Genomic DNA, 19,420 nt, shown 5'->3' with positions numbered 1-19,420 from the left:
TGCCGTAAAGACTTGCTTTACACTCCTACACTTATTGCTAGTTGCCATGTGTACTAACATCACTAATACTGAGTGAATCAAAGATTTTCAAGCTTGAGGAAGTTATGTCAGACAAACGCTTATTTACACGTATTCCATTGGCCGTAAAAGGAACACTCGCCCATCATGATAAGCGCATTGATGTCATTATTATTGATGTCTCTCTTCAAGGCGTAAAATTAAGCGCAAACGAAGATGCACTTAACGAATTGCCCTTCGACAGTCACGATCCTTACACTGCCACTTTCAGAGCAAATGAAGACAGCCCGGTTATCACCCTGCATATTGAGCAACTGTATCGACAGAACGATACCCGCAAAGATTCGGTATCTTTAGGCTGCAAAGTATCTCAAATGGATGTGGACAGCATAAGCGCACTTAGGCGCTTAATACTGCTTAACAGCCAAGATGCTGATTTAAATGAAAAGGAACTAAACGCGCTAATTGAAGCGGTTTACTCTAATGCGTCTAACGCATCGCTAAGCTGAGACACAGGAATAACTTTCATACCATTTACTGCCTGTTTAGGCGCATTTGCCTTTGGCACAATCGCACGTTTGAAACCATGTTTAGCAGCTTCAATAATGCGCTCAGTGCCATTGGGAACAGGCCTGATTTCTCCGGCTAGTCCAACTTCTCCAAATACAATTAAATCTCTGGGCAAAGAGCGATTTCGAAAGCTCGATACCATTGCTAAAAGTAATGCCAAGTCAGCGCTGGTTTCACTCACCTTCACGCCACCAACCACATTCACAAATACGTCTTGGTCATTCATTTGTACATTACCGTGACGATGCAATACCGCTAATAACATCGACAACCGGTTTTGATCAAGCCCCACAGCAATCCGCCTAGGATTAGACATTTGTGAATAATCCACCAAAGCCTGTATTTCTACCAATAGCGGCCGCGTGCCTTCCCAAATCACCATAACGCTCGATCCAGGGGTTTCATTTTCGCCACGGCTTAGAAAAATAGCAGAAGGGTTATTCACCTCTTTAAGCCCTTTTTCTGTCATCGCAAATACGCCTAATTCGTTTACAGCGCCAAAACGGTTTTTGTGGCTACGCAACGTACGATAGCGCCCATCACTCTCGCCTTCTAGCATCATTGAGCTGTCAATACAATGTTCTAGCACTTTCGGACCAGCTAAGTTGCCGTCTTTGGTTACATGGCCTACTAGAAACATTGAGATATGGTGTTGTTTTGCAAAGCGGGTTAAATAGGCCGCACTTTCTCTAACCTGAGATACACTGCCTGGTGCAGATTGCACATCGGCCACATGCATAACCTGAATGGAATCAATAACCATGATTTTAGGTTTTTTGGTTAACGCCAGATCGCAGATAGTTTCTACGCTGGTTTCCGCCAACATCATTAGCTTATCATCGGGCAGGTTCAAGCGCTTAGCACGCATAGCTACTTGCTGAAGCGACTCTTCCCCTGTTACGTATAAAGCCGTTTCAGTTTGTGCCATTTGACACATTACCTGAAGTAATAGTGTACTTTTACCGGCCCCAGGGGAGCCGCCAATTAACATAGCGGCGCCGGGCACGATACCACCGCCCAATACCCTGTCTAGTTCTTTAAACCCTGCGCTAAATCGCGGTAGTGATTCCAAATCAATCGCGTTGAGCATTTCTATTTTAGCGGCAGTTTGCCCAGCGTAACCTGATAAAGTTGGTTTTGAATTGGTTTTGGCGCTACTTACTACAAACTCGCTAATGGTGTTCCATGCTTTACATTCAGAACACTGCCCCTGCCAGCGTGGAAATTCAGCCCCACAATCTGAGCATACATAAGCCGTTTTTCGTTTTGCCATATTCCAGTTTTATCCCAGCGTGAAAAAGAGTATTCTATCTTATTAAGATACCAAGGCACACTAACCCATCTAACAGTTTTGTCAGACTCTCATCCCAGTCGTCATTCGCGTTGCAGTTTGCAAAACACTGTTTATTAATGGGTTTAGCATTCGTGCCGATAATAATAATGTCTATAATAATAGAAAGTAACTAAGTTGTGCATACATGAGCCAAGATTTACAGCAGTACGCTGACATAATTGAGCAATTGAAACCACTGGTAAATGAGCCTGAATTCAATAAGGTTCTTTTACAAATTGGTGGTGATATTCCCAAGGAAAAACGCTTTCTATTAAAAATGGAAGTGAAACGCCTTGCGAAACCCTGTATGCGATCAATAGACTTACGTGGCCAAGTAGATGGTAAGTGCAACAGCTACTTACATGATGGCAGAACCCATTACATGGATGAAATTGCCGTCGATAAATTCGAAGAGCAAATTAGGATATTTGGTGGGTACACTTTCGGTGTTTACGAAGCCGTTCAAAATACTGAAAACAATTACCGCATTATTCGTGAGAAAGCAGAGGAAGCGCGGGATAAAGGCACAACCTCAAATACGTCGCGCAAAAAAGGCTCTGCAATTTTAGAGCAGTTTAAAGTGCCAACGGTAAACCTACTAGATTATCGTCAACGCAGCACAGAACGTATGAACTTTGCTGTTGCGGTAGAGCTATTCAATGAAAGTAATCACTCGATTAAAGGCTTAAGCGTTGATGTGTCGCTAGAAGGGTTGCAAGTCAAACTCACCAAAGAAGCGCTGTTTAAACAAAATGAGCTGTTACAAGTCTACTTCCGTGGGCTTGAAGGTGAGTTTGCCATGGATAAGAAAAATGGCATTGCTTACCGTCTTGTGAAAACAGTTCGCAAAAAAGATGTTATCTACTTAGCTTTACAGCGCGCGACAGAGCGCCCATCTCCCAGTTTCGATAAGTTTTTAGAAAGCTTTATTCACGGAAATAAACGCCGTTATAAAGTGAATATGAACAACACCATCGAAGCAATAACCAGTAAAACGTGTGAACAGTACTTTTCGCCAAGAAGCCCTACTCTGCCTATTTATATCGATGTAATTGAAGAGCGGCTTATCCCTCGTTTCGCTATGGTTAACGAAGTTAACCGTGAAACTGTGAACTACTGGCAAGATGAAGAAGATGAGTGTCGCTTAGGTTTTCTGCTGTCACAAAATAGATTGAACACCTTGCACGCTATGCCTGCGCATCGTCGCGAAATATTCGTGTTCAGCTTTACCCATTTACAAAATGACAAAGTCTTTTTTTACTCGGCCTCTTACGAGCAGCTTGTAGAAAAAGACATGCTAAAACAGGTTTTTTTAGGCTTTGGCTCCAAAAAGGTCAGCTGGCGAGTATTTAAGCTTACCTTAACCGACATGCAACCTGAGCAAGCCCATACCCCCTTGTCTATTCCAGACTCTGTGGGATCGAAAATAAAACGCCAAAATACACCGCCTTCGCCTCGGGTTATGTCGAAGTTGAAAAACCTTAAATACTTGCTTCACGTTACTGACGTTACTTCGATATATGGGCAACAGGCGTACAACGAATTACAGTTCAACCGCGACAGCCTTTCTCATCTTCGCGTTTTTGGTCACCCTAGAAATCAGAAGACCCCGAATGTTGAGTTATTCCGATTTAAGTATGAAGATCAGCGTTTAGAATCTCGCTACCGTTTGCGGTCTCAAATCGAGCTTAGGATACCTCATGACGACAGCGTACACATTGGCGTAAGTGAAGATATCTCGGTTCATGGATTGGGACTTCGTGTTGAATTGAATAAGGAGTACGACGGTGAATTAGAAGGGCAAGTTGAAGTGTCCTTCCCCCGCCTTCAGCAGATTACGCAAAACTTTAACGTAATGAATTTGCAATACTCGGTCATTTACCACAACGCTGAGAAAAATATTCTGCACTTAAAAGCCGCGACGGGTGAAGCTGGAAAAGGGGCTAGAGCGTTTTTTGAAGAACTGATTAAAAAGAACAAACACAGCTTGAAAGAAGACTCTGGCGAGGAAGAATTGCCGGGTATGGGTCAGGCACTTCGCTGTATTAATGCGCGTAATGCGACCTCACTATCCTTCTTAATGAGCAAGGAAGGGGTTAGGTACACACCGCAGGCGGGCATCATCGGAAAACAGGACGAACGGGTTTCAAGCCTAGTCTCCTACTTAACGGAAAAGCGTCAGGTAAATTTAGAGTTCTTATTCAGAGACAGAAAGCTAGATACCCCTTTCATGCAAAGCGGTATTAAGCAGGTGAAGCTGGAAAATATGCCCTTGCGTCAAGAGCTTTTAATCTCTTTTGATGCCAAGCAAAAAGATCCTCGCATGGCTATTATTCCGCGCTATTCTCACCGGTTTGAGAATAATGAGCAGCGTAAGACCTTCATTACTGAAGCGTTAAACCGAGGGCAATTTATTGCTATTCACGTGATGCTTACCACTACAGGAAAACCGGATTTATCGATGTTACAAACAGAGATAAATTACGTTAGCGTGTATGCTATTCACCGTGCTAAGGAGCTTGAAAATAAGCTTTGGAGCTTAGCCGCTTGTTCACACTTAATTGATGTAACCGATGAAGTATTGATTAGATATGAATTCGATGACGACACCATTACCGCTAACCGAGACACTAAAGCGAAAGCAGAAGAGCGCGCTCAGTCCGGTATTCAAGCATTATTACAAGACCAAGCATTTGCGAAATAAAAACAAGCTCTGATACAACCTTCAGAGCTTGTGCTTACTACTTATTCTTCGCGCTTAACACAGCGCTGCTAGTAATCAAATATGCATCCTAGTCAACGATCATCTACAAAGACAAAAAGTACAATAGGCAATGTAGGCTGCCCAATCGAATAGCAACGTCAGCTTTTTCGTTCACAACTGGCTTTCCATGGCACGCCACCCCTAACGCCGATTCGGCCATCATCACTAAATCGTTTGCACCGTCGCCCATGGCAACCGTTTGAGCGCTCGGAACTCCCCAACGTTCGGCCAACGCTTTCACGGTTCGCGCTTTTACTTCAGCATTCACAATTTCGCCAGACACTTCGCCGGTCAATATGCCCTGCTCTATCACCAAAGTATTTGAAACCGCTTCATCAAGATCTAAACGGGCTTTTAAATGGTTGGCAAAATAAGTAAAACCACCTGAAGCAATAGCAAGCTTCCAATTGTATTGTTTTAGAATAGCAATCAGCAGCTGTACACCTGGCATGATGGGCAAGCTATCACGTATTTGTTGAAGCTGTTGCTCTGGTACACCATCTAGGCAGGCCACTCGATGATTCAAGCTATCATTAAATGCTATGTCGCCACGCATGGCCTGTTCGGTTACAGCAGCCACTTGCTCACCGACGCCCGCTAGTTTGGCAATTTCATCAATGCACTCAATATCAATTAATGTACTGTCCATATCCATCACGAGAAGGCCTGGCTCGTTGAGCGATGGTTGAGTATCTTGAATGCCTAAATCCACGTGATATCGGGCCGATAATGTCGCTACTAGGGCTGGCACTGTAGTATCAGCTTGGGAGTCGGCGTTTTCACTTAAGCGGCCTTTCACTACCACCACGCCATCACCGAGTTTATTGTGGAACGGATGTAAGTGAATTGATGTAGCCTCAAAAACGTCGCTAAACCCTTCAACAACCTGACTAACAATGTATGGGGTTAATGCTTGACCGATAATGGTTAGAATGGAAAGACCAGCTTCATCCTCACTGGGCGACTTTGTGGTAAGCTGCGTAGATAAAAAAGAGGTATCATGCATCGCATTCGGCGGTATTTCGTTTAAAAACGTGATCACTATTTATTCAAACCTTTGTTAGTCTTGCCCATATGCTACCCAAACATTACACATGTGGAAATACACACTTTCAAATTAGTCAAAATTACCCTACTGTTAGCGCATAAAGATAAAGGAAATTAAGGCGAAATGCTGAACCACTTAGAAAGCGAACGCATTGCTCACAAACACAGCGTTTCACACTCAGCTTACACTGCGTTCAAGCGGCTTATCCATACTATTATCATGGCTACCGCGGTGGCATTGGCAGTGGGTCTATTTCTCATGTACCAGCAGTACCAGACCCATTGGGTTGACGTACAAACGGCCCAACCGGGTACCAGCATTAGCAGTCAATATTCAAAAATCTTACAGCCTGCATTAGTGGCACAAGACACGGTTCAACTAGCCCGTTTAATTGCCATTGCATTAGAAGAACCCGCCGTTATCTCTTTAAGCGTATTTAATGCCCAAGGCATTTATATTGCGCCCTTACCAAGAGTCGACAGTGTGGTAGCGTTAGCCCGAGAACGGGACGTTGCTCCCAATACTCATGTTGAAAAAATTCTCGATGATAACGGCAAGGTAATTGGCTATTTGAACGTCAATATCGACACTGAGGTGGTACTTTCCAGTCCGTTAACGCTTCGCCAGCAATTGTGGCTTATTATTAGCGCCGTTATTGTGTTGGCGCTGATTGTGGGTGTTTATATAACACGAGGGTTTTATAAGTTTCGCCCGTGGATAATTCGAGTTTTTCAGTCTTGAGTGACATTTTTGCTAATTTCAATTAATCCAAGCCAGCAAACTTCACCTGTTTTAGGCCTTTTTCTGGCTATTACGAAAAAGCGTGTTGTGAAAAAGCGTGAAGTAATTTTGCGTGGTAATGGCGTCTAGTGTTTGTGTATCATACTCCCCAAGTTTACCCAGTGCTTCTAGCACTTCCCCAAGGTATTCAGGGCTGTTTCGAGCGCCTTGTCGCCCCTGCATGGGCATATCAGGCGAATCAGTTTCAAGTAGTAATCGGTCTGGGTGGTGCTTAAGTAAGTAAACGATGGTTTCTTTCGTCTTCTTCGCTCTGTCATAGGTAATGGTCCCCCCTACGCCAATATAAAAACCTTTCTCAATATACGCTTTGGCCACCTCTATACTGCCAGAAAATGCATGAATAACGCCGCCTTCTGCAAATCCTGTTTTTTTAAGACTTTCAAAAATAAGATGATGGCTTTTTCGATGATGCAAAATAACAGGAAGGGCGTATTCACTCGCTAAACGTAACTGCACTTCAAATATCTCTTTTTGACGCAGCATAGGTAACGCTATGTGACCATCTAAGCCGATTTCACCTAATGCTACCATACGAGCACTAGATTGAGACAAAAGCCGTTCTAGGATGCTTAACGCGCTGTCATTATCAGTTTCGTGGGTAGACAAGAAGTAAGGGTGCAGACCACACGCGATATCTATCGAAATAGGTTTCGTATTTTGGTTGGCATAGGATTGGATAGCGAGTTGAGTTGACCACTGCGACACTTGCGTACCAGGAATAAGAATGCGCGTTAGGCCTGCGCTGGTTGCGTGGCTTATCACCGACTGCCAGTCACCTTGAAATGCTGGCAAGTCTAAATGGCAGTGGCTATCAATCATTAAAGAATGCCATGATTAATACCTCTTAAGGCATTAAACGCTGAGTGTTCCAGTTGCCATTTTCATCACGGTTGTATTCAAAGCGGTCGTGTAACCTGTCTTCACCGCCTTGCCAAAATTCGATTTGGTGAGGAACAATACGAAAGCCGCCCCAAAAGTCAGGTGCAGGTAGCGTTTTGTTTTCAAACTTTTGTTTCATTTGGGCAAACTGGGTATGCAATAGTTCACGGCTGCTAATAGGCTTACTTTGCTCAGACGCGTAAGCTGCTAACTGGCTGTCTTTAGGGCGAGAAAGGAAGTAGGCCGCGTTTTCCTTAAAGGAAAGCTTTTCTACTACACCGCACACTCTCACTTGTCGCTCCATGAAAAACCAGGGGAAATGACATGAAACCTTAGGGTTTTGACTAAGCTCTTTTGCTTTACGGCTGCCTAAATTAGTGAAAAAGACAAACCCTGCTTCACTTACATCTTTTAATAGCACGATACGTTGAGAAGGCTGTCCTGTGGCATCAACCGTTGCCACTGTCATAGCGGTAGGATCGGGAATTTCAGCGGTGATGGCATCTTTTAGCCAACGGTCAAATAATGAAAAAGGATCCGCGGTGAGATCTGTATCTTGCAGACTCCCTTTTGCATACTGTCTGCGCATATCAGAAATTGCCATACCTACCCCTTTTTATTGCTTTGTGACTAATGGATGCTCGCTGATTTTTTAGCTGATACGTTTGGGCTTATGATTTGGGCTACACTTTTTAAATTATGTTTTGGGCTAACGCGTATTCCGTTGAGCCCAAAACAGATAATTGCTGAGTGCTAACTATCGTCTGAATAACCTAACGAACGTAGAGCACGTTCATCGTCAGCCCAACCTTGTTTCACTTTAACCCACATTTCTAAGAAAACTTTATTATCAAACAGGTTTTCCATATCTTTGCGGGCATGTTCACCAATGGTTTTCAGGTGCTTGCCACCCTTGCCTATAATCATACGCTTTTGCGTTTCACGCTCTACAAGAATAAGACCACTGATACGGTATACGCCGTTTTCAGCTAGCTTAAACTGTTCAATTTCTACGGTTGTAGCATAAGGAAGTTCATCCCCGGTAAAGCGCATTAACTTTTCGCGAATGATTTCAGCGGCCATAAAGCGACTTGAGCGATCGGTAATGTAATCTTCGGGGAAGAAAAACTCACTTTCAGGCAGGCTATTGGCAACAAGTTCTCGGATATCATCCACCATTTTGCCCTGTTTCGCGCTAATGGGGATAATATGTTCGAACTTATATTTTTCTGATAGGCCTTGAAGATGGAGCATAAAGGCTTCTTTATCTTCTACTTTATCCATCTTGTTGACGATAAGGTAGCAAGGTAGACCTGAGGCTTTCACTTTAGACAACACCATTTCATCGTCGTCGTTCCAGCGTGTACCTTCTATCACGAACAACACCAAACCCACTTCGGCAAGAGAACTTGAAGCGGCTCGGTTCATATAACGGTTCATGGCGCTTTTTTCTTCGCTATGAAGGCCTGGAGTATCGACGTAGATGGCTTGATAATCGCCTTCAGTATCGATACCTAAAATACGGTGACGGGTAGTTTGTGGTTTACGCGACGTAATACTCACTTTTTGCCCAAGCAATCTATTAAGCAGTGTCGATTTACCTACATTGGGGCGCCCTACAATAGCGACTAGGCCACATCGGGTTGTATCATTTGGCTGTGTCATCGAGTGTCTCCAAGGTAAGTCTTGCTGCTTCCTGCTCGGCTTTTCTTCGGCTATTTCCAGATGCCGAAACGGGCTTATCTAACGTCGTCACTGTGCAGCTAACTTCAAAAACTTGAGCGTGATCTTTCCCTGAAATAGAGATAACTTCATAGGACGGTAAAGGCAGTTTACGGCCTTGCAGGTATTCTTGAAGACGGGTTTTGCTGTCTTTAGGGTGCGCATTGGGGTTTAACGCTTCAATACGGCTTTCCCATAAATGGTAAATAACGTTACAGACCTCATCCATCCCTGAGTCCAAGTAAATTGCGCCTAACACAGCTTCCACCGCGTCTGCCAATATTGAACTGCGACGATGACCACCGCTTTTAAGCTCACCGGGACCAAGGTGTAGTAACTCACCCATACTCGCTTCACGGGCCAATTCGGCCAACGTATCACCTTTTACTAAGGTTGAACGCATACGGGTAAGCTTACCTTCTGGTACGTCTGGGAAACGCTTAAACAAGGTTTCACCAATAACCATACCTAAAATAGCATCGCCTAAAAATTCTAATCTTTCATTGTGCTGCTTTGCAGCACTTCTGTGGGTTAACGCTTGCTCTAGCAAGGCTACATTATTAAATGTGTACCCTAACGCTTTACTTAAGCGAATATATTTATCAATACCCTGCATTAATTAATGCCACCTACGCGTTCAAATCTAACGCCCGTTGGGATCCATGTTGGTAAAACACTGTCGCGGTCGCGTTCGAATTCAAATGAAATCCAAATGGCAACAGCTTTACCTACTAAGTTTTCGTCCGGTACAAAGCCCCAAAAACGGCTGTCTCGGCTGTTGTCACGATTATCGCCCAATACGAAATAATGACCATCAGGTACAATCCATTCATTGCTACGTGTACCTGGTTGAGTATAGAAGTTACTTGAAGAAATCTCTCTGACAGGGTGGCGCAGTATGTCGTGTTCATTATCACCTAGCGTTTCGGTGTAACGCATAAGCTTAGCCATGTCTTGAACAAATTCGTCTCGGCCGACGAAATCTAGCGGCATAGCCGTAAGCTTCCCGCAGTTTTTCACAGCACCTTCGCATTTCGACTTGATATAAACCTGCTTATCTTGATACACCACAGTGTCGCCAGGCACCCCGATAACACGCTTGATGTAATCTACTGAGGTATCTTCAGGGTATTTAAATACCACGACATCGCCGCGTTCTGGTACACCGGTTTCCACTAGTTTACTGCGAAAAACCGGGTCTTTTATCCCATAAGAAAACTTCTCAACCAGAATAAAGTCGCCCACCAACAAGGTTGGCATCATCGAGCCTGATGGTATTTGAAATGGTTCGTAAATAAACGAACGCAACACTAATACAAAAGCGATAACCGGAAATATTTGCTGCGAGGTATCAACCAAGTAAGGAAGTTGGGGTTCGCCTGCAAAGTTAACCCCTTCCGCTTTTGCTAATTCCTGTAACCGCGCCTTTCGTTTTGGTGCAAACACCATACTATCCACCAGCCAAACAAGCCCCGTGGTTAGCGTTAGAAGTACTAAAATAAGCGAAAAGTAATTGGCCATTACTTACCTACCTTCAAAATTGCCAGGAATGCATCCTGCGGTAATTCAACATTACCTACCTGTTTCATTCTTTTCTTTCCATCTTTTTGCTTTTGAAGCAGTTTTTTCTTACGACTCACGTCACCACCGTAACACTTGGCGATAACGTTTTTACGTAACTGTTTCACCGTACTACGGGCAATAATATGATTGCCAATAGCGGCTTGAATAGCGATATCAAACATCTGACGAGGAATAAGCTCACGCAGTTTTTCAACCAATTCACGCCCACGACCTTGTGAATTATCACGGTGGGTTATCATCGCTAACGCGTCTACGCGCTCGCCATTAATCATAATATCTACACGTACCATGTCAGAGACTTGGAAACGCTTGAAGTTATAATCAAGAGAGGCAAAACCACGGCTCGTTGATTTCAAACGATCGAAGAAATCGAGCACCACTTCAGCCATAGGCAACTCATAGGTTACTGCCACTTGCTTACCGTGATACGTCATAGCGGTTTGCATACCACGCTTTTCAACGCACAACGTAATGACGTTACCTAGGTATTCCTGCGGTACCAGAATGTTCGCTTCAACCAATGGCTCGCGAATTTCGGCAATATCGTTTACCGCCGGTAATTTAGACGGGTTATCACAGCTTAAAATTTCACCTTTTGTGGTTTCTACTTCGTAGATTACCGTGGGTGCTGTAGTAATAAGACCAAGATCGTATTCCCGTTCTAAACGCTCTTGAATAATTTCCATGTGAAGCATGCCCAGGAACCCAATGCGGAATCCAAAGCCTAGCGCTTGCGAGCTTTCTGGCTCATAAAATAATGAAGCATCGTTCAAGCTTAGTTTAGCTAACGCATCACGAAAATCTTCGTAGTCATCTGAACTGATCGGGAAAATACCTGCGTAAACCTGCGGCTTAACTTTCTTAAATCCAGGTAAAGCACCTACAGCGGGTTGTCTTGCTAGGGTAATAGTATCGCCAACCGGTGCGCCTTGGATGTCTTTAATACCCGCAATAATAAAGCCTACTTCACCAGCGCGAAGTACGCCTGTATCTAAAGCTTTGGGGGTAAACACACCAATTTTATCAACTTGGTGAGTTTGACCATTCGACATGATTTGAATTTTGTCTTTCTTAGAAAGCTCACCTTCTACGATACGAACTAATGACACTACCCCTTGGTAGTTGTCGAACCATGAATCAATGATAAGCGCTTTTAGCGGCTCTTCACGGTTACCGCCCGGAGGAGGAATTTTATTTACTATAACTTCAAGGACATCTTCAATACCAATACCTGTTTTCGCCGAGCAGCGCACAGCGTCAATGGCATCTATACCAACAATGTCTTCAATTTCTTCGGCTACGCGCTCTGGTTCCGCCTGTGGTAAATCTATTTTATTTAAAATAGGCACCACTTCCATGTCCATATCCATGGCAGTATAGCAGTTGGCTAATGTTTGTGCTTCAACACCCTGCCCTGCATCAACCACCAACAATGCACCTTCACATGCGGCAAGTGAGCGAGATACTTCGTACGTAAAGTCTACGTGTCCGGGAGTGTCGATGAAGTTCAACTGGTAAACTTCACCGTCTTTAGCAGTGTAATTAAGCGTTACGCTTTGTGCTTTAATAGTAATTCCACGCTCCCGCTCCAAGTCCATTGAATCAAGAACCTGTTCAGCCATTTCACGATCGGCTAGCCCGCCACAATGTTGAATAAGGCGGTCAGAAAGAGTCGATTTACCGTGATCGATATGAGCAATAATACTGAAGTTACGAATGTGCGATTGTTGCATAATGCTGGAAATTACCTGCAGAAAAATTCATTAATATAAAAAAGAATGGTAGCTATTGTTTGTGTTGTAGCTAGCGCGTGCGGATTTTACCCATTTCTTTACACAAAAGCGAATAAGCTTGTGGGTTATATTGCCAAAGATAGAAATAGTGTAAGCCAAAGTAGCCATTTTCGTCATAATAATACCGAATTAGCGCAAGTATTACGCTAAATAGTATTCAACAGTACGGGTTGAAACTTACCTTTATCAAGTCGTTTAAGCTTAAATGCGATGGCTTTATAAGTTACAAAGGTAAACGTCGCGGCGGGGAGTAAACCCCACAATTCATGACTAAGCCCAATGGAAGATAGCGTGGCATTCGCAAATGCAAAAACTGCGATGAAAACCATTAAGGGTAATAAATACAGCCACGCCGAGGCACTTAACACTCCTGCTTCAGGCACACCCACTGTCACATCTTGCCCTATCACTACCGGCATTGGTGAACGCAACGTTAGCTGCTGAGTTTTCGGCGCTAACGCTCTGGAAATGGCACCCGTTCCGCAGTCACTTTGCGCTTGGCAACTACTACAGGTTGATTTAATGGCAGCCTCGACGGTAATAAGATCACCCTCTACAGCGACAACACGCGCGGTTTCGGTAATCACTATTTTTCCGCCGTTGGGGAAAGTGAGGTAGCAATAGCATTAGCGGTTTGCAGGGGTATTTCACCCACCACTGTCACTTGCGTATTTCCATCAGTAAGGGTTAAAAAAGTACTCAAGTCGTTCCTAAGCACTAAATCACCACCAAGGGCATCTTTTGCTGGTTGCACATAAACAGACACATCTACCAACCCATCACTGTACATTTTATACTCTACCACTTGCCCAGTTAGCGCTAACCGGCGGGTATCGCCGCGTACTTCTTCCATACCATTAGGCAAATACTTAACTTCCCAATTAGGTTGGCGAGATTGCTTTTGCGTTAATGCCATCGGTTTGGGTAAAGACGCCTGATTAATTCGTGCAAAATACTCATCAGGGGTATCGGTTATTTTAAGCGAAGTCACTTGTATTTGCTCTAATAATCCGCCCTGTAAATCAAGCATATTAAGTTTCAATACCATGCCTGAATCTTCGTCTAACCATAGTTGATAGCTAAAACGACTATTATCGCGACTGACAATACGGATTTGTTGAGCAGGTCTCCCTGCAACACGGGCTCGGCCCACAGAGACAAATTCATAACCGCTTTTCAATCTCTCAGGATGATGAAGAAGTTCGCTGGGAATTGGCCCATTGATAAATTCAGAACGAAGACTATAAGGTGACACATCAGGTTCAAACACACTGACTATACCATTAACACGAATTTGCTCGCGGCCTGGCCCGTTTTGTAAATTGAGTTGCTCCATGCTGGTGCCATCCTCTAGCACACCATGCCGCCATAAAAAGGGAATGGTCTCACGTCCCGCACGGCTCTGAACAAAAGCAACCTCGAAGTTCTGGGTTTTCACCACTTCGCTTAATTGCATAAGCCAATCTGATGTGGTTTGAGGGTGTGCATTCACTACCACCAGATCAGTGGCTTGAGGTACTGCTTGGGGCGGAGTTTGTGAAGCATCTGCAGGTAAAGGCAAGGTTGAAGATGAAGTTTGAGCGCTTTCTGAAGATGTGTTTTGTGCAGATTCGTTTTCTTGCGCTGCACTGCTAAACGATAAACCTGAAGACACTATGACGACATAGGTCATGGCACCGATGAGAATCCGAGGGCGAATACTTACTTTTACGTTGGCTAAAAACACGCGTACCAGCACTAAAAGCGCTGGTACGATATTACGATAATCTATTTTCATTAAACGATATTCTTATTGAGCGTCGTATGAACTGCTTACGGGCGGTTATCTGCACTCGCCTCGGCATCGTCAGTTTCAGATTCTTGCGCTTGTTTCAATTTTACTTGTTGCTCGTGATCGGCAATAAGTGCATTAATTTTGCGCTTTTTCTCTAATACTTCGTTCATGTCATTGCGAGGCAATGCGCGAGTTTGCTCTAAACTAACTGGCGCTAAACCACCCTGCGGGCCTGCCGTAGGTGCTGTCATGAAAGGCTCGGTTGGCGCAGGTTGATTGAAGTGTTGAACACCTAAAATCACTGCTACCGCAACTGATGCAGCAACGGCAAACTGGCCAGACTGTTTCGCGAATGGCACTACGCTGCCGAGTACTGGAATTGAACGCCAGCGTGACGCTTTTGGCGCGACAATAGCAGGCTCACTTTCAAGCGCGGCGGCAACGCTAGCAGTAATATCTAACTGCGGTGCGACACTTGCTTCTTTGCGCATTGCGCCCCTAATTACATGGTAGCGTTTCCATTTGGCCTGTAATTCATCATCTTGCTTAATCGCATCGATGATTGCATCGCCATCTATTTCGCCATCCATGAAAGCGGACAAATTTTCTTGCTGTTGCGTCATAAATTCATTTCCTGATCAACTGTGATCAATTAATACCCTAACACAGCTGTTAGTCTGCTCAATATAATGAAAGTTCATTTTCATTATATTTAATTTTCTAACAATGGCTGAATCACTTTATCGATAGCCTCTCGCGCTCGGAAAATTCGAGAGCGAACCGTACCTACTGGGCACGACATCACATTTGCAATTTCCTCATAACTTAGCCCTTCTATTTCACGAAGGGTTATTGCCATACGAAGGTCATCGGGTAACTTTTCCACCACTTTAAATAAGGTTTCTTCAATTTCATCCGTTAACAAACTACGTTCTGGCGTGGATTGCTCTTTGAGCGCATCACTGCCTTCGTAAAAGTCTGCTTCGTCTGCGTCGACATCACTCGCGGGGGGCTTCCTTCCTTGCGCAACCAGATAATTTTTAGCACTGTTTACCGCGATACGGTACAACCAAGTGTAAAACGCACTGTCGCCACGAAAGTTTGGTAATGCCCGATAAGCTTTAATAAACGCTTCTTGGGTAACATCAGCCACATCACCGCTGTTTTTTACATAGCGCGATACCAAATGCATGACTTTATGCTGATAGCGAGTTACCAGTAAGTTAAATGCATTTTTATCGCCACGCTGTACTTTTTCGACCAATTGTTGGTCGGTTATCTGCTCGCTCATTCGAGCCATTACTCCTACTTCAACTACCCAATAGCTCTAACAAGCATTGATATAGACGCGTACTGTTACAAAAAGTTCTGTATTAGCATTAAAAATATTTAAAAATGCTGAGGGAAAGCCATCTGGATCATTGTGTTTTGCCACTCATCCTTTAGACTTGCCGAACCTTTGCTCGTTTAATATATACAAAAATACATGAAATCAGTGTCATCTTCACTAACTTCCACATCAAATTCAATTGAACATCGATGTGATGTACTGATTATAGGTAGCGGCGCAGCAGGGCTTAGCCTTGCACTTAGGCTTGCCGACCACTGTCAGGTTATCGTGCTCAGTAAGAGCGATCGTAATGAAGGGTCTACCCGTTATGCCCAAGGCGGCATCGCCGCGGTGTTCGATGAGCAAGACTCTATCGATGCTCATGTGCAAGATACCTTAAAAGCAGGCGGAGACTTATGCGATGAACCAGCCGTGCGCTTTACTACCGAACGAGCGAAAGAAGCGTTAAGCTGGCTTATTGGATACGGCGTACCCTTTGATACCGAAACAACTGAGTCTGGTGAAGAACGTTTTCACCTTACCCGTGAAGGTGGGCATAGTCACAGACGTATTCTTCACGCCGCCGATGCTACCGGTGAAGCGCTGCAAATAACATTAAACGATGCTGTTTCTGCTCACCCTAATATTCACGTCTTTGAACGTTACAACGCTATCGACCTTATCCCATCGAAGGACGATAAAAAGCGAGTGATTGGCGCGTATGTGTGGAACCGCCAACAAGAGCACGTTGAAGTCATTCGCGCGCCCTTCATCTCATTGGCAACGGGCGGTGGAAGCAAAGTATATCAATATACCTCAAACCCAGATGTTTCCAGCGGTGATGGCATTGCTATGGCCTGGCGTGCAGGTTGTCGTGTTGCCAACATGGAATTCAATCAGTTTCATCCAACCTGCTTATTCCACCCGCAAGCCCGAAATTTTCTTATTACAGAAGCCCTGCGTGGTGAAGGCGCGAACTTATGTCACGCCGATGGCACCCGTTTTATGCACAAGTTTGACGAGCGTGGCGATTTAGCGCCCAGGGATGTGGTTGCACGTGCCATCGATTATGAAATGAAGCGCCTTGGCGCTGACTGTATGTATTTAGATATCAGTCATAAACCCGCTGACTTTATCGTTAAACACTTTCCTAATATTTATCGTAAATGCCGCTCATTAGGTATAGATATTACCCGAGAGCCTATCCCTGTAGTGCCCGCAGCTCATTATAGCTGCGGTGGCGTTGTAACCGACTTCAATGGAAAAACAGATTTAGTCAATGTGTACGCGATAGGAGAAGTCGCCTATACCGGTTTACACGGCGCAAACCGCATGGCATCTAACTCGCTGTTAGAATGTGTTGTCTTTGCCAGCGCTGCCGCCGAGCATATTATCTCTTCGTTACCTTCAGCCTCCTGTGAAGAAGCCATTTTGCCTTGGGATGAAAGTCAGGTATCAGACTCTGATGAAGAAGTTATTATTCAGCATAACTGGCACGAACTACGCTTATTTATGTGGGACTATGTAGGCATTGTTCGTACTGACAAACGGTTAGAACGCGCCATGCGCCGAATTAACTTGCTGGAACAAGAAATTGCTGAATACTACGCACACTTCAGGGTAAGCAATAACCTTCTTGAATTAAGAAACTTGGTGACTGTTGCTGAATTAATTGTGCGCTGCGCTATGCAGCGAAAAGAAAGCCGGGGTCTACACTTCAACCTGGATCACCCGGGACAACTTGATAACCCTCAACCTACTTTTTTGTGCCCCGAAAAAGATGCCTTACCATCGGTACCAGGAACACTTATTTCTTAACGGTTTTGGGTGAATTTACGCGTCCCCTTAGCGTTATCTGCGTGTTTTGGATATACAATAGAAATACGAAAAAGCCCACTTCCTAATACAGCGTGTTCAATACACTACATTAGGAAGTGGGCTTTTCTATTTATATTGCGACTTTGAGTTTTACTCTGCTTTTTTTTTAAATCTACTACAAAGTACCAAAGTCATAGCACGCAAATATAGCACGTTATAAAAACACCAAACTAAGCAGGCTGACTTACCCGTTGATGATAGTAGACTTGATACCGTATCGGAATAACAGCTTCAAGCTACAGTGTCGATACTTCAGCATCTAGGTGTACTTGCTGATCATCACTGCTAGTAATTTCCAAAATAGAGCGGTCTTCATCTCGGCACATTTGATAGATATTAATACTGCAAGGCAGCATAACGGGCCGTTTAAAACGGCAAACCACATCTGAAATATGCTGACCATCGGATACCGGTACGAATGATAACGCGCGGGCTAGTGTCCACATTCCATGCGCTATGGGGCGTTTAAAGCCAAATGCTTTGGCACTTAGCCCAAACAAATGAATGGGATTATAGTCGCCAGAAATTTTCGCGTAACGTCTGCCTGTATCGGCCGTAACATCAAGCTCTGCAAGCAAGTTTTTAGGGCTATCAACACAGGCTTCGGTAGTATCTTGCAAAGGTGCTCTGGGCGCCACGTGTACCGCTTTCACCTTCACCAAGTAGCTACTTACTGCTTTGTAAACACAGCGCCCTTGTTGAAAAGCGTCCAAGGAAACATCAACTTCCCAGCCACGGGAGTGTGGTTTAACATTGCTGAATCGAACACGGCATTCAAAAGCGTCGCTTAAATCGCATTCTTCTAGCACTTCTACACGATTCGCAGCATGTATTAACCCTAGCAGCGGAAACGGGCTTTTCTTATCAAGTAAACACTGCATTTGAAGGGGCAGAGACAGCATTTGCACATACAAAGGATGCATGGTTGCAGCATCTGGCCAGGCCACTTCCTGACAGAACGCCCCGTAGTGCTTGTTATCAACATTAATTTGCTTAGTGTAAATACGAGGCGGTAATGTGGGTGGTTTGAATTGCATTAACTGTCGGGTATCGACACGTTTAAATAAAGCTTTTGCATACTCACGAAACATCAATGTTATTCCTTGTTTGGCCCGCTCCTTGAGCGAAGATTATTGCTCGACATAGTCGCCGATAATCTGCTTCAGAGCATTCACCTTTTAATACCCAGCGTACATGCTCGTAATACGGCTGGTACCATTTTCGCGCAGTTCGTTCTACATTGAGGGTAAGACCCCATGGGAACAGTAATGAAGACTTGTGAAGATTCACCGCTGGCGAATAAACCTCTTCACCCGATACCATCAACGCCCGCAATGTAACATCGCCTGTAAGCGTGTAAACATCATTACATGGCACCGTCGTCAGTTTGCTTGACCTACACCATATATGCAGGCAGAAGGTTATATACAACGGCACACACACAAGCGCGCACAACCAAAGCCAGCTTGGGCTTACCCACGTCCACAAGGCTTCAGGCAAATTTATAATACTGAAGCCTAAAGCTGTAATAAGAATGAGTATTCCTACTACATGTCGCCACGGCGAATAACTGAGTTTAACCCTGTACTTTGACACGATTAACGATAGTAGACACCATGCCAGCTAGCTCTGGATCTTGGCATTGCTGATGGCCCATAAACCAGGCAAACAAGTCCGGGTCGTCGCTGGTAAGTAAGCGTTCGAATATTTCTTGTTGTTCGTAATCAAGCGAATCGAAGGCTTCATCTACGAAAGGCATGAGCAACACATCAAGTTCCAACATCCCTCTGCGGCACGCCCACTTTAATCTAGCCCGTCTTTTTGGCTCAAACATATATCCACATTCTTAATTATTGTTTTGACACTATCATCATATTACCACGGTGATGGGCGAAGGATCACTGCCCTTTTAGACAGAAACTCGTA

At 44.4% G+C, this 19,420-nt stretch carries 19 protein-coding genes; 4 read left to right on the top strand and 15 right to left on the bottom strand.

The features are described from left to right. Window positions 1-104 precede the first annotated feature (104 nt). On the top strand, window positions 105-527 hold the full coding sequence (locus tag JKP82_RS04800; protein WP_159532071.1) for a PilZ domain-containing protein: 423 nt from the start codon (window positions 105-107) through the stop codon (window positions 525-527). On the opposite strand, the gene radA is transcribed toward JKP82_RS04800, so the two are convergent. Continuing rightward, window positions 494-1,861 carry a DNA repair protein RadA gene (gene radA, locus JKP82_RS04795; RefSeq protein ID WP_159532073.1) on the bottom strand — a complete coding sequence of 456 codons (1,368 nt, stop codon included), beginning with the start codon at window positions 1,859-1,861 and terminating at the stop codon, window positions 494-496. The genes JKP82_RS04800 and radA overlap by 34 nt on opposite strands. A gap of 205 nt (window positions 1,862-2,066) precedes the next feature. On the opposite strand from radA, the gene JKP82_RS04790 reads away from it, so the two are divergent. Then, window positions 2,067-4,625: a PilZ domain-containing protein gene (locus JKP82_RS04790; protein WP_159532075.1), complete on the top strand. Its 2,559-nt coding sequence runs from the start codon at window positions 2,067-2,069 to the stop codon at window positions 4,623-4,625. 103 nt (window positions 4,626-4,728) lie between these two features. Here JKP82_RS04790 and serB read toward each other — a convergent pair whose 3' ends face one another. Then, a complete protein-coding gene (gene serB, locus JKP82_RS04785; protein WP_218396075.1) occupies window positions 4,729-5,730 on the bottom strand; it encodes a phosphoserine phosphatase SerB in 1,002 nt (333 codons plus the stop codon). 126 nt (window positions 5,731-5,856) lie between these two features. On the opposite strand from serB, the gene JKP82_RS04780 reads away from it, so the two are divergent. Continuing rightward, on the top strand, window positions 5,857-6,474 hold the full coding sequence (locus JKP82_RS04780; RefSeq protein WP_218396051.1) for a hypothetical protein: 618 nt from the start codon (window positions 5,857-5,859) through the stop codon (window positions 6,472-6,474). Between the two features lie 51 nt (window positions 6,475-6,525). On the opposite strand, the gene JKP82_RS04775 is transcribed toward JKP82_RS04780, so the two are convergent. The 10 genes from JKP82_RS04775 to rpoE form a co-directional block, all read right to left on the bottom strand. Next, window positions 6,526-7,353: a TatD family hydrolase gene (locus tag JKP82_RS04775; RefSeq protein WP_159532079.1), complete on the bottom strand. Its 828-nt coding sequence runs from the start codon at window positions 7,351-7,353 to the stop codon at window positions 6,526-6,528. A 25-nt stretch (window positions 7,354-7,378) separates the two neighbouring features. Further along, a complete protein-coding gene (pdxH, locus tag JKP82_RS04770; RefSeq protein WP_159532081.1) occupies window positions 7,379-8,017 on the bottom strand; it encodes a pyridoxamine 5'-phosphate oxidase in 639 nt (212 codons plus the stop codon). A gap of 149 nt (window positions 8,018-8,166) precedes the next feature. Next, window positions 8,167-9,078: a GTPase Era gene (gene era / locus JKP82_RS04765; RefSeq protein ID WP_159532083.1), complete on the bottom strand. Its 912-nt coding sequence runs from the start codon at window positions 9,076-9,078 to the stop codon at window positions 8,167-8,169. Continuing rightward, window positions 9,062-9,751 (bottom strand): ribonuclease III, encoded by a 690-nt coding sequence (gene rnc, locus JKP82_RS04760; protein ID WP_159532085.1) that lies wholly within the window; start codon window positions 9,749-9,751, stop codon window positions 9,062-9,064. The genes era and rnc overlap by 17 nt, the downstream gene beginning before the upstream one ends. Further along, complete coding sequence (lepB, locus tag JKP82_RS04755; protein WP_159532087.1) at window positions 9,751-10,656, bottom strand: signal peptidase I; 906 nt, start codon at window positions 10,654-10,656, stop codon at window positions 9,751-9,753. The genes rnc and lepB overlap by 1 nt, the downstream gene beginning before the upstream one ends. Then, the gene (gene lepA, locus JKP82_RS04750; RefSeq protein WP_159532089.1) at window positions 10,656-12,452 is read right to left on the bottom strand and encodes a translation elongation factor 4; all 1,797 of its coding nucleotides are present in this window, start codon (window positions 12,450-12,452) and stop codon (window positions 10,656-10,658) included. The genes lepB and lepA overlap by 1 nt, the downstream gene beginning before the upstream one ends. Before the next feature lie 206 nt (window positions 12,453-12,658). Next, the gene (locus tag JKP82_RS04745) at window positions 12,659-13,099 is read right to left on the bottom strand and encodes a SoxR reducing system RseC family protein (protein ID WP_159532091.1); all 441 of its coding nucleotides are present in this window, start codon (window positions 13,097-13,099) and stop codon (window positions 12,659-12,661) included. After that, window positions 13,099-14,289: a MucB/RseB C-terminal domain-containing protein gene (locus JKP82_RS04740; RefSeq protein WP_159532093.1), complete on the bottom strand. Its 1,191-nt coding sequence runs from the start codon at window positions 14,287-14,289 to the stop codon at window positions 13,099-13,101. The genes JKP82_RS04745 and JKP82_RS04740 overlap by 1 nt, the downstream gene beginning before the upstream one ends. Window positions 14,290-14,324: 35 nt before the next feature. Then, window positions 14,325-14,909, bottom strand: coding sequence for a sigma-E factor negative regulatory protein (locus tag JKP82_RS04735; RefSeq protein ID WP_159532095.1), 585 nt, complete (start codon window positions 14,907-14,909; stop codon window positions 14,325-14,327). Window positions 14,910-14,998: 89 nt separating this feature from the next. Continuing rightward, window positions 14,999-15,577, bottom strand: coding sequence for an RNA polymerase sigma factor RpoE (rpoE, locus tag JKP82_RS04730; protein WP_159532097.1), 579 nt, complete (start codon window positions 15,575-15,577; stop codon window positions 14,999-15,001). A 195-nt stretch (window positions 15,578-15,772) separates the two neighbouring features. On the opposite strand from rpoE, the gene nadB reads away from it, so the two are divergent. Continuing rightward, entirely contained in the window at window positions 15,773-17,434 is a 1,662-nt protein-coding gene (nadB, locus tag JKP82_RS04725) for an L-aspartate oxidase (protein ID WP_159532099.1), read from the top strand. A gap of 296 nt (window positions 17,435-17,730) precedes the next feature. Here nadB and JKP82_RS04720 read toward each other — a convergent pair whose 3' ends face one another. The 3 genes from JKP82_RS04720 to JKP82_RS04715 are packed head-to-tail and all read right to left on the bottom strand — an operon-like array spanning window position 17,731 to window position 19,328. Beyond that, complete coding sequence (locus tag JKP82_RS04720; RefSeq protein ID WP_159532101.1) at window positions 17,731-18,585, bottom strand: MaoC family dehydratase; 855 nt, start codon at window positions 18,583-18,585, stop codon at window positions 17,731-17,733. Further along, window positions 18,575-19,090, bottom strand: a complete 516-nt coding sequence (locus tag JKP82_RS21100; protein WP_476726932.1) for a protein YgfX — start codon at window positions 19,088-19,090, stop codon at window positions 18,575-18,577. Before JKP82_RS21100 ends, JKP82_RS04720 begins: the two co-directional genes overlap by 11 nt. Further along, window positions 19,071-19,328 (bottom strand): FAD assembly factor SdhE, encoded by a 258-nt coding sequence (locus JKP82_RS04715; RefSeq protein WP_013783338.1) that lies wholly within the window; start codon window positions 19,326-19,328, stop codon window positions 19,071-19,073. Before JKP82_RS04715 ends, JKP82_RS21100 begins: the two co-directional genes overlap by 20 nt. Window positions 19,329-19,420 lie beyond the last annotated feature (92 nt).

It is taken from the genome of Alteromonas lipotrueae (genome assembly GCF_019249215.1).
Classification (GTDB): Bacteria; Pseudomonadota; Gammaproteobacteria; order Enterobacterales; family Alteromonadaceae; genus Alteromonas; species Alteromonas lipotrueae.
Note: the sequence above shows the minus strand (reverse complement) of the source record. Positions and strands in the feature narration are given on the sequence as shown.

Coding starts and splice junctions, on each gene's coding strand:
- JKP82_RS04800 (WP_159532071.1), top strand. CDS start 105: ATGTCAGACAAACGCTTATTTACACGTATTCCATTGGCCGTAAAAGGA.
- radA (WP_159532073.1), bottom strand. CDS start 1,861: ATGGCAAAACGAAAAACGGCTTATGTATGCTCAGATTGTGGGGCTGAA.
- JKP82_RS04720 (WP_159532101.1), bottom strand. CDS start 18,585: ATGTTTCGTGAGTATGCAAAAGCTTTATTTAAACGTGTCGATACCCGA.
- JKP82_RS04735 (WP_159532095.1), bottom strand. CDS start 14,909: ATGACGCAACAGCAAGAAAATTTGTCCGCTTTCATGGATGGCGAAATA.
- lepB (WP_159532087.1), bottom strand. CDS start 10,656: ATGGCCAATTACTTTTCGCTTATTTTAGTACTTCTAACGCTAACCACG.
- nadB (WP_159532099.1), top strand. CDS start 15,773: ATGAAATCAGTGTCATCTTCACTAACTTCCACATCAAATTCAATTGAA.
- rnc (WP_159532085.1), bottom strand. CDS start 9,751: ATGCAGGGTATTGATAAATATATTCGCTTAAGTAAAGCGTTAGGGTAC.
- JKP82_RS04790 (WP_159532075.1), top strand. CDS start 2,067: ATGAGCCAAGATTTACAGCAGTACGCTGACATAATTGAGCAATTGAAA.
- lepA (WP_159532089.1), bottom strand. CDS start 12,452: ATGCAACAATCGCACATTCGTAACTTCAGTATTATTGCTCATATCGAT.
- JKP82_RS04740 (WP_159532093.1), bottom strand. CDS start 14,289: ATGAAAATAGATTATCGTAATATCGTACCAGCGCTTTTAGTGCTGGTA.
- JKP82_RS04715 (WP_013783338.1), bottom strand. CDS start 19,328: ATGTTTGAGCCAAAAAGACGGGCTAGATTAAAGTGGGCGTGCCGCAGA.
- pdxH (WP_159532081.1), bottom strand. CDS start 8,017: ATGGCAATTTCTGATATGCGCAGACAGTATGCAAAAGGGAGTCTGCAA.
- JKP82_RS04780 (WP_218396051.1), top strand. CDS start 5,857: ATGCTGAACCACTTAGAAAGCGAACGCATTGCTCACAAACACAGCGTT.
- rpoE (WP_159532097.1), bottom strand. CDS start 15,577: ATGAGCGAGCAGATAACCGACCAACAATTGGTCGAAAAAGTACAGCGT.
- era (WP_159532083.1), bottom strand. CDS start 9,078: ATGACACAGCCAAATGATACAACCCGATGTGGCCTAGTCGCTATTGTA.
- JKP82_RS04775 (WP_159532079.1), bottom strand. CDS start 7,353: ATGATTGATAGCCACTGCCATTTAGACTTGCCAGCATTTCAAGGTGAC.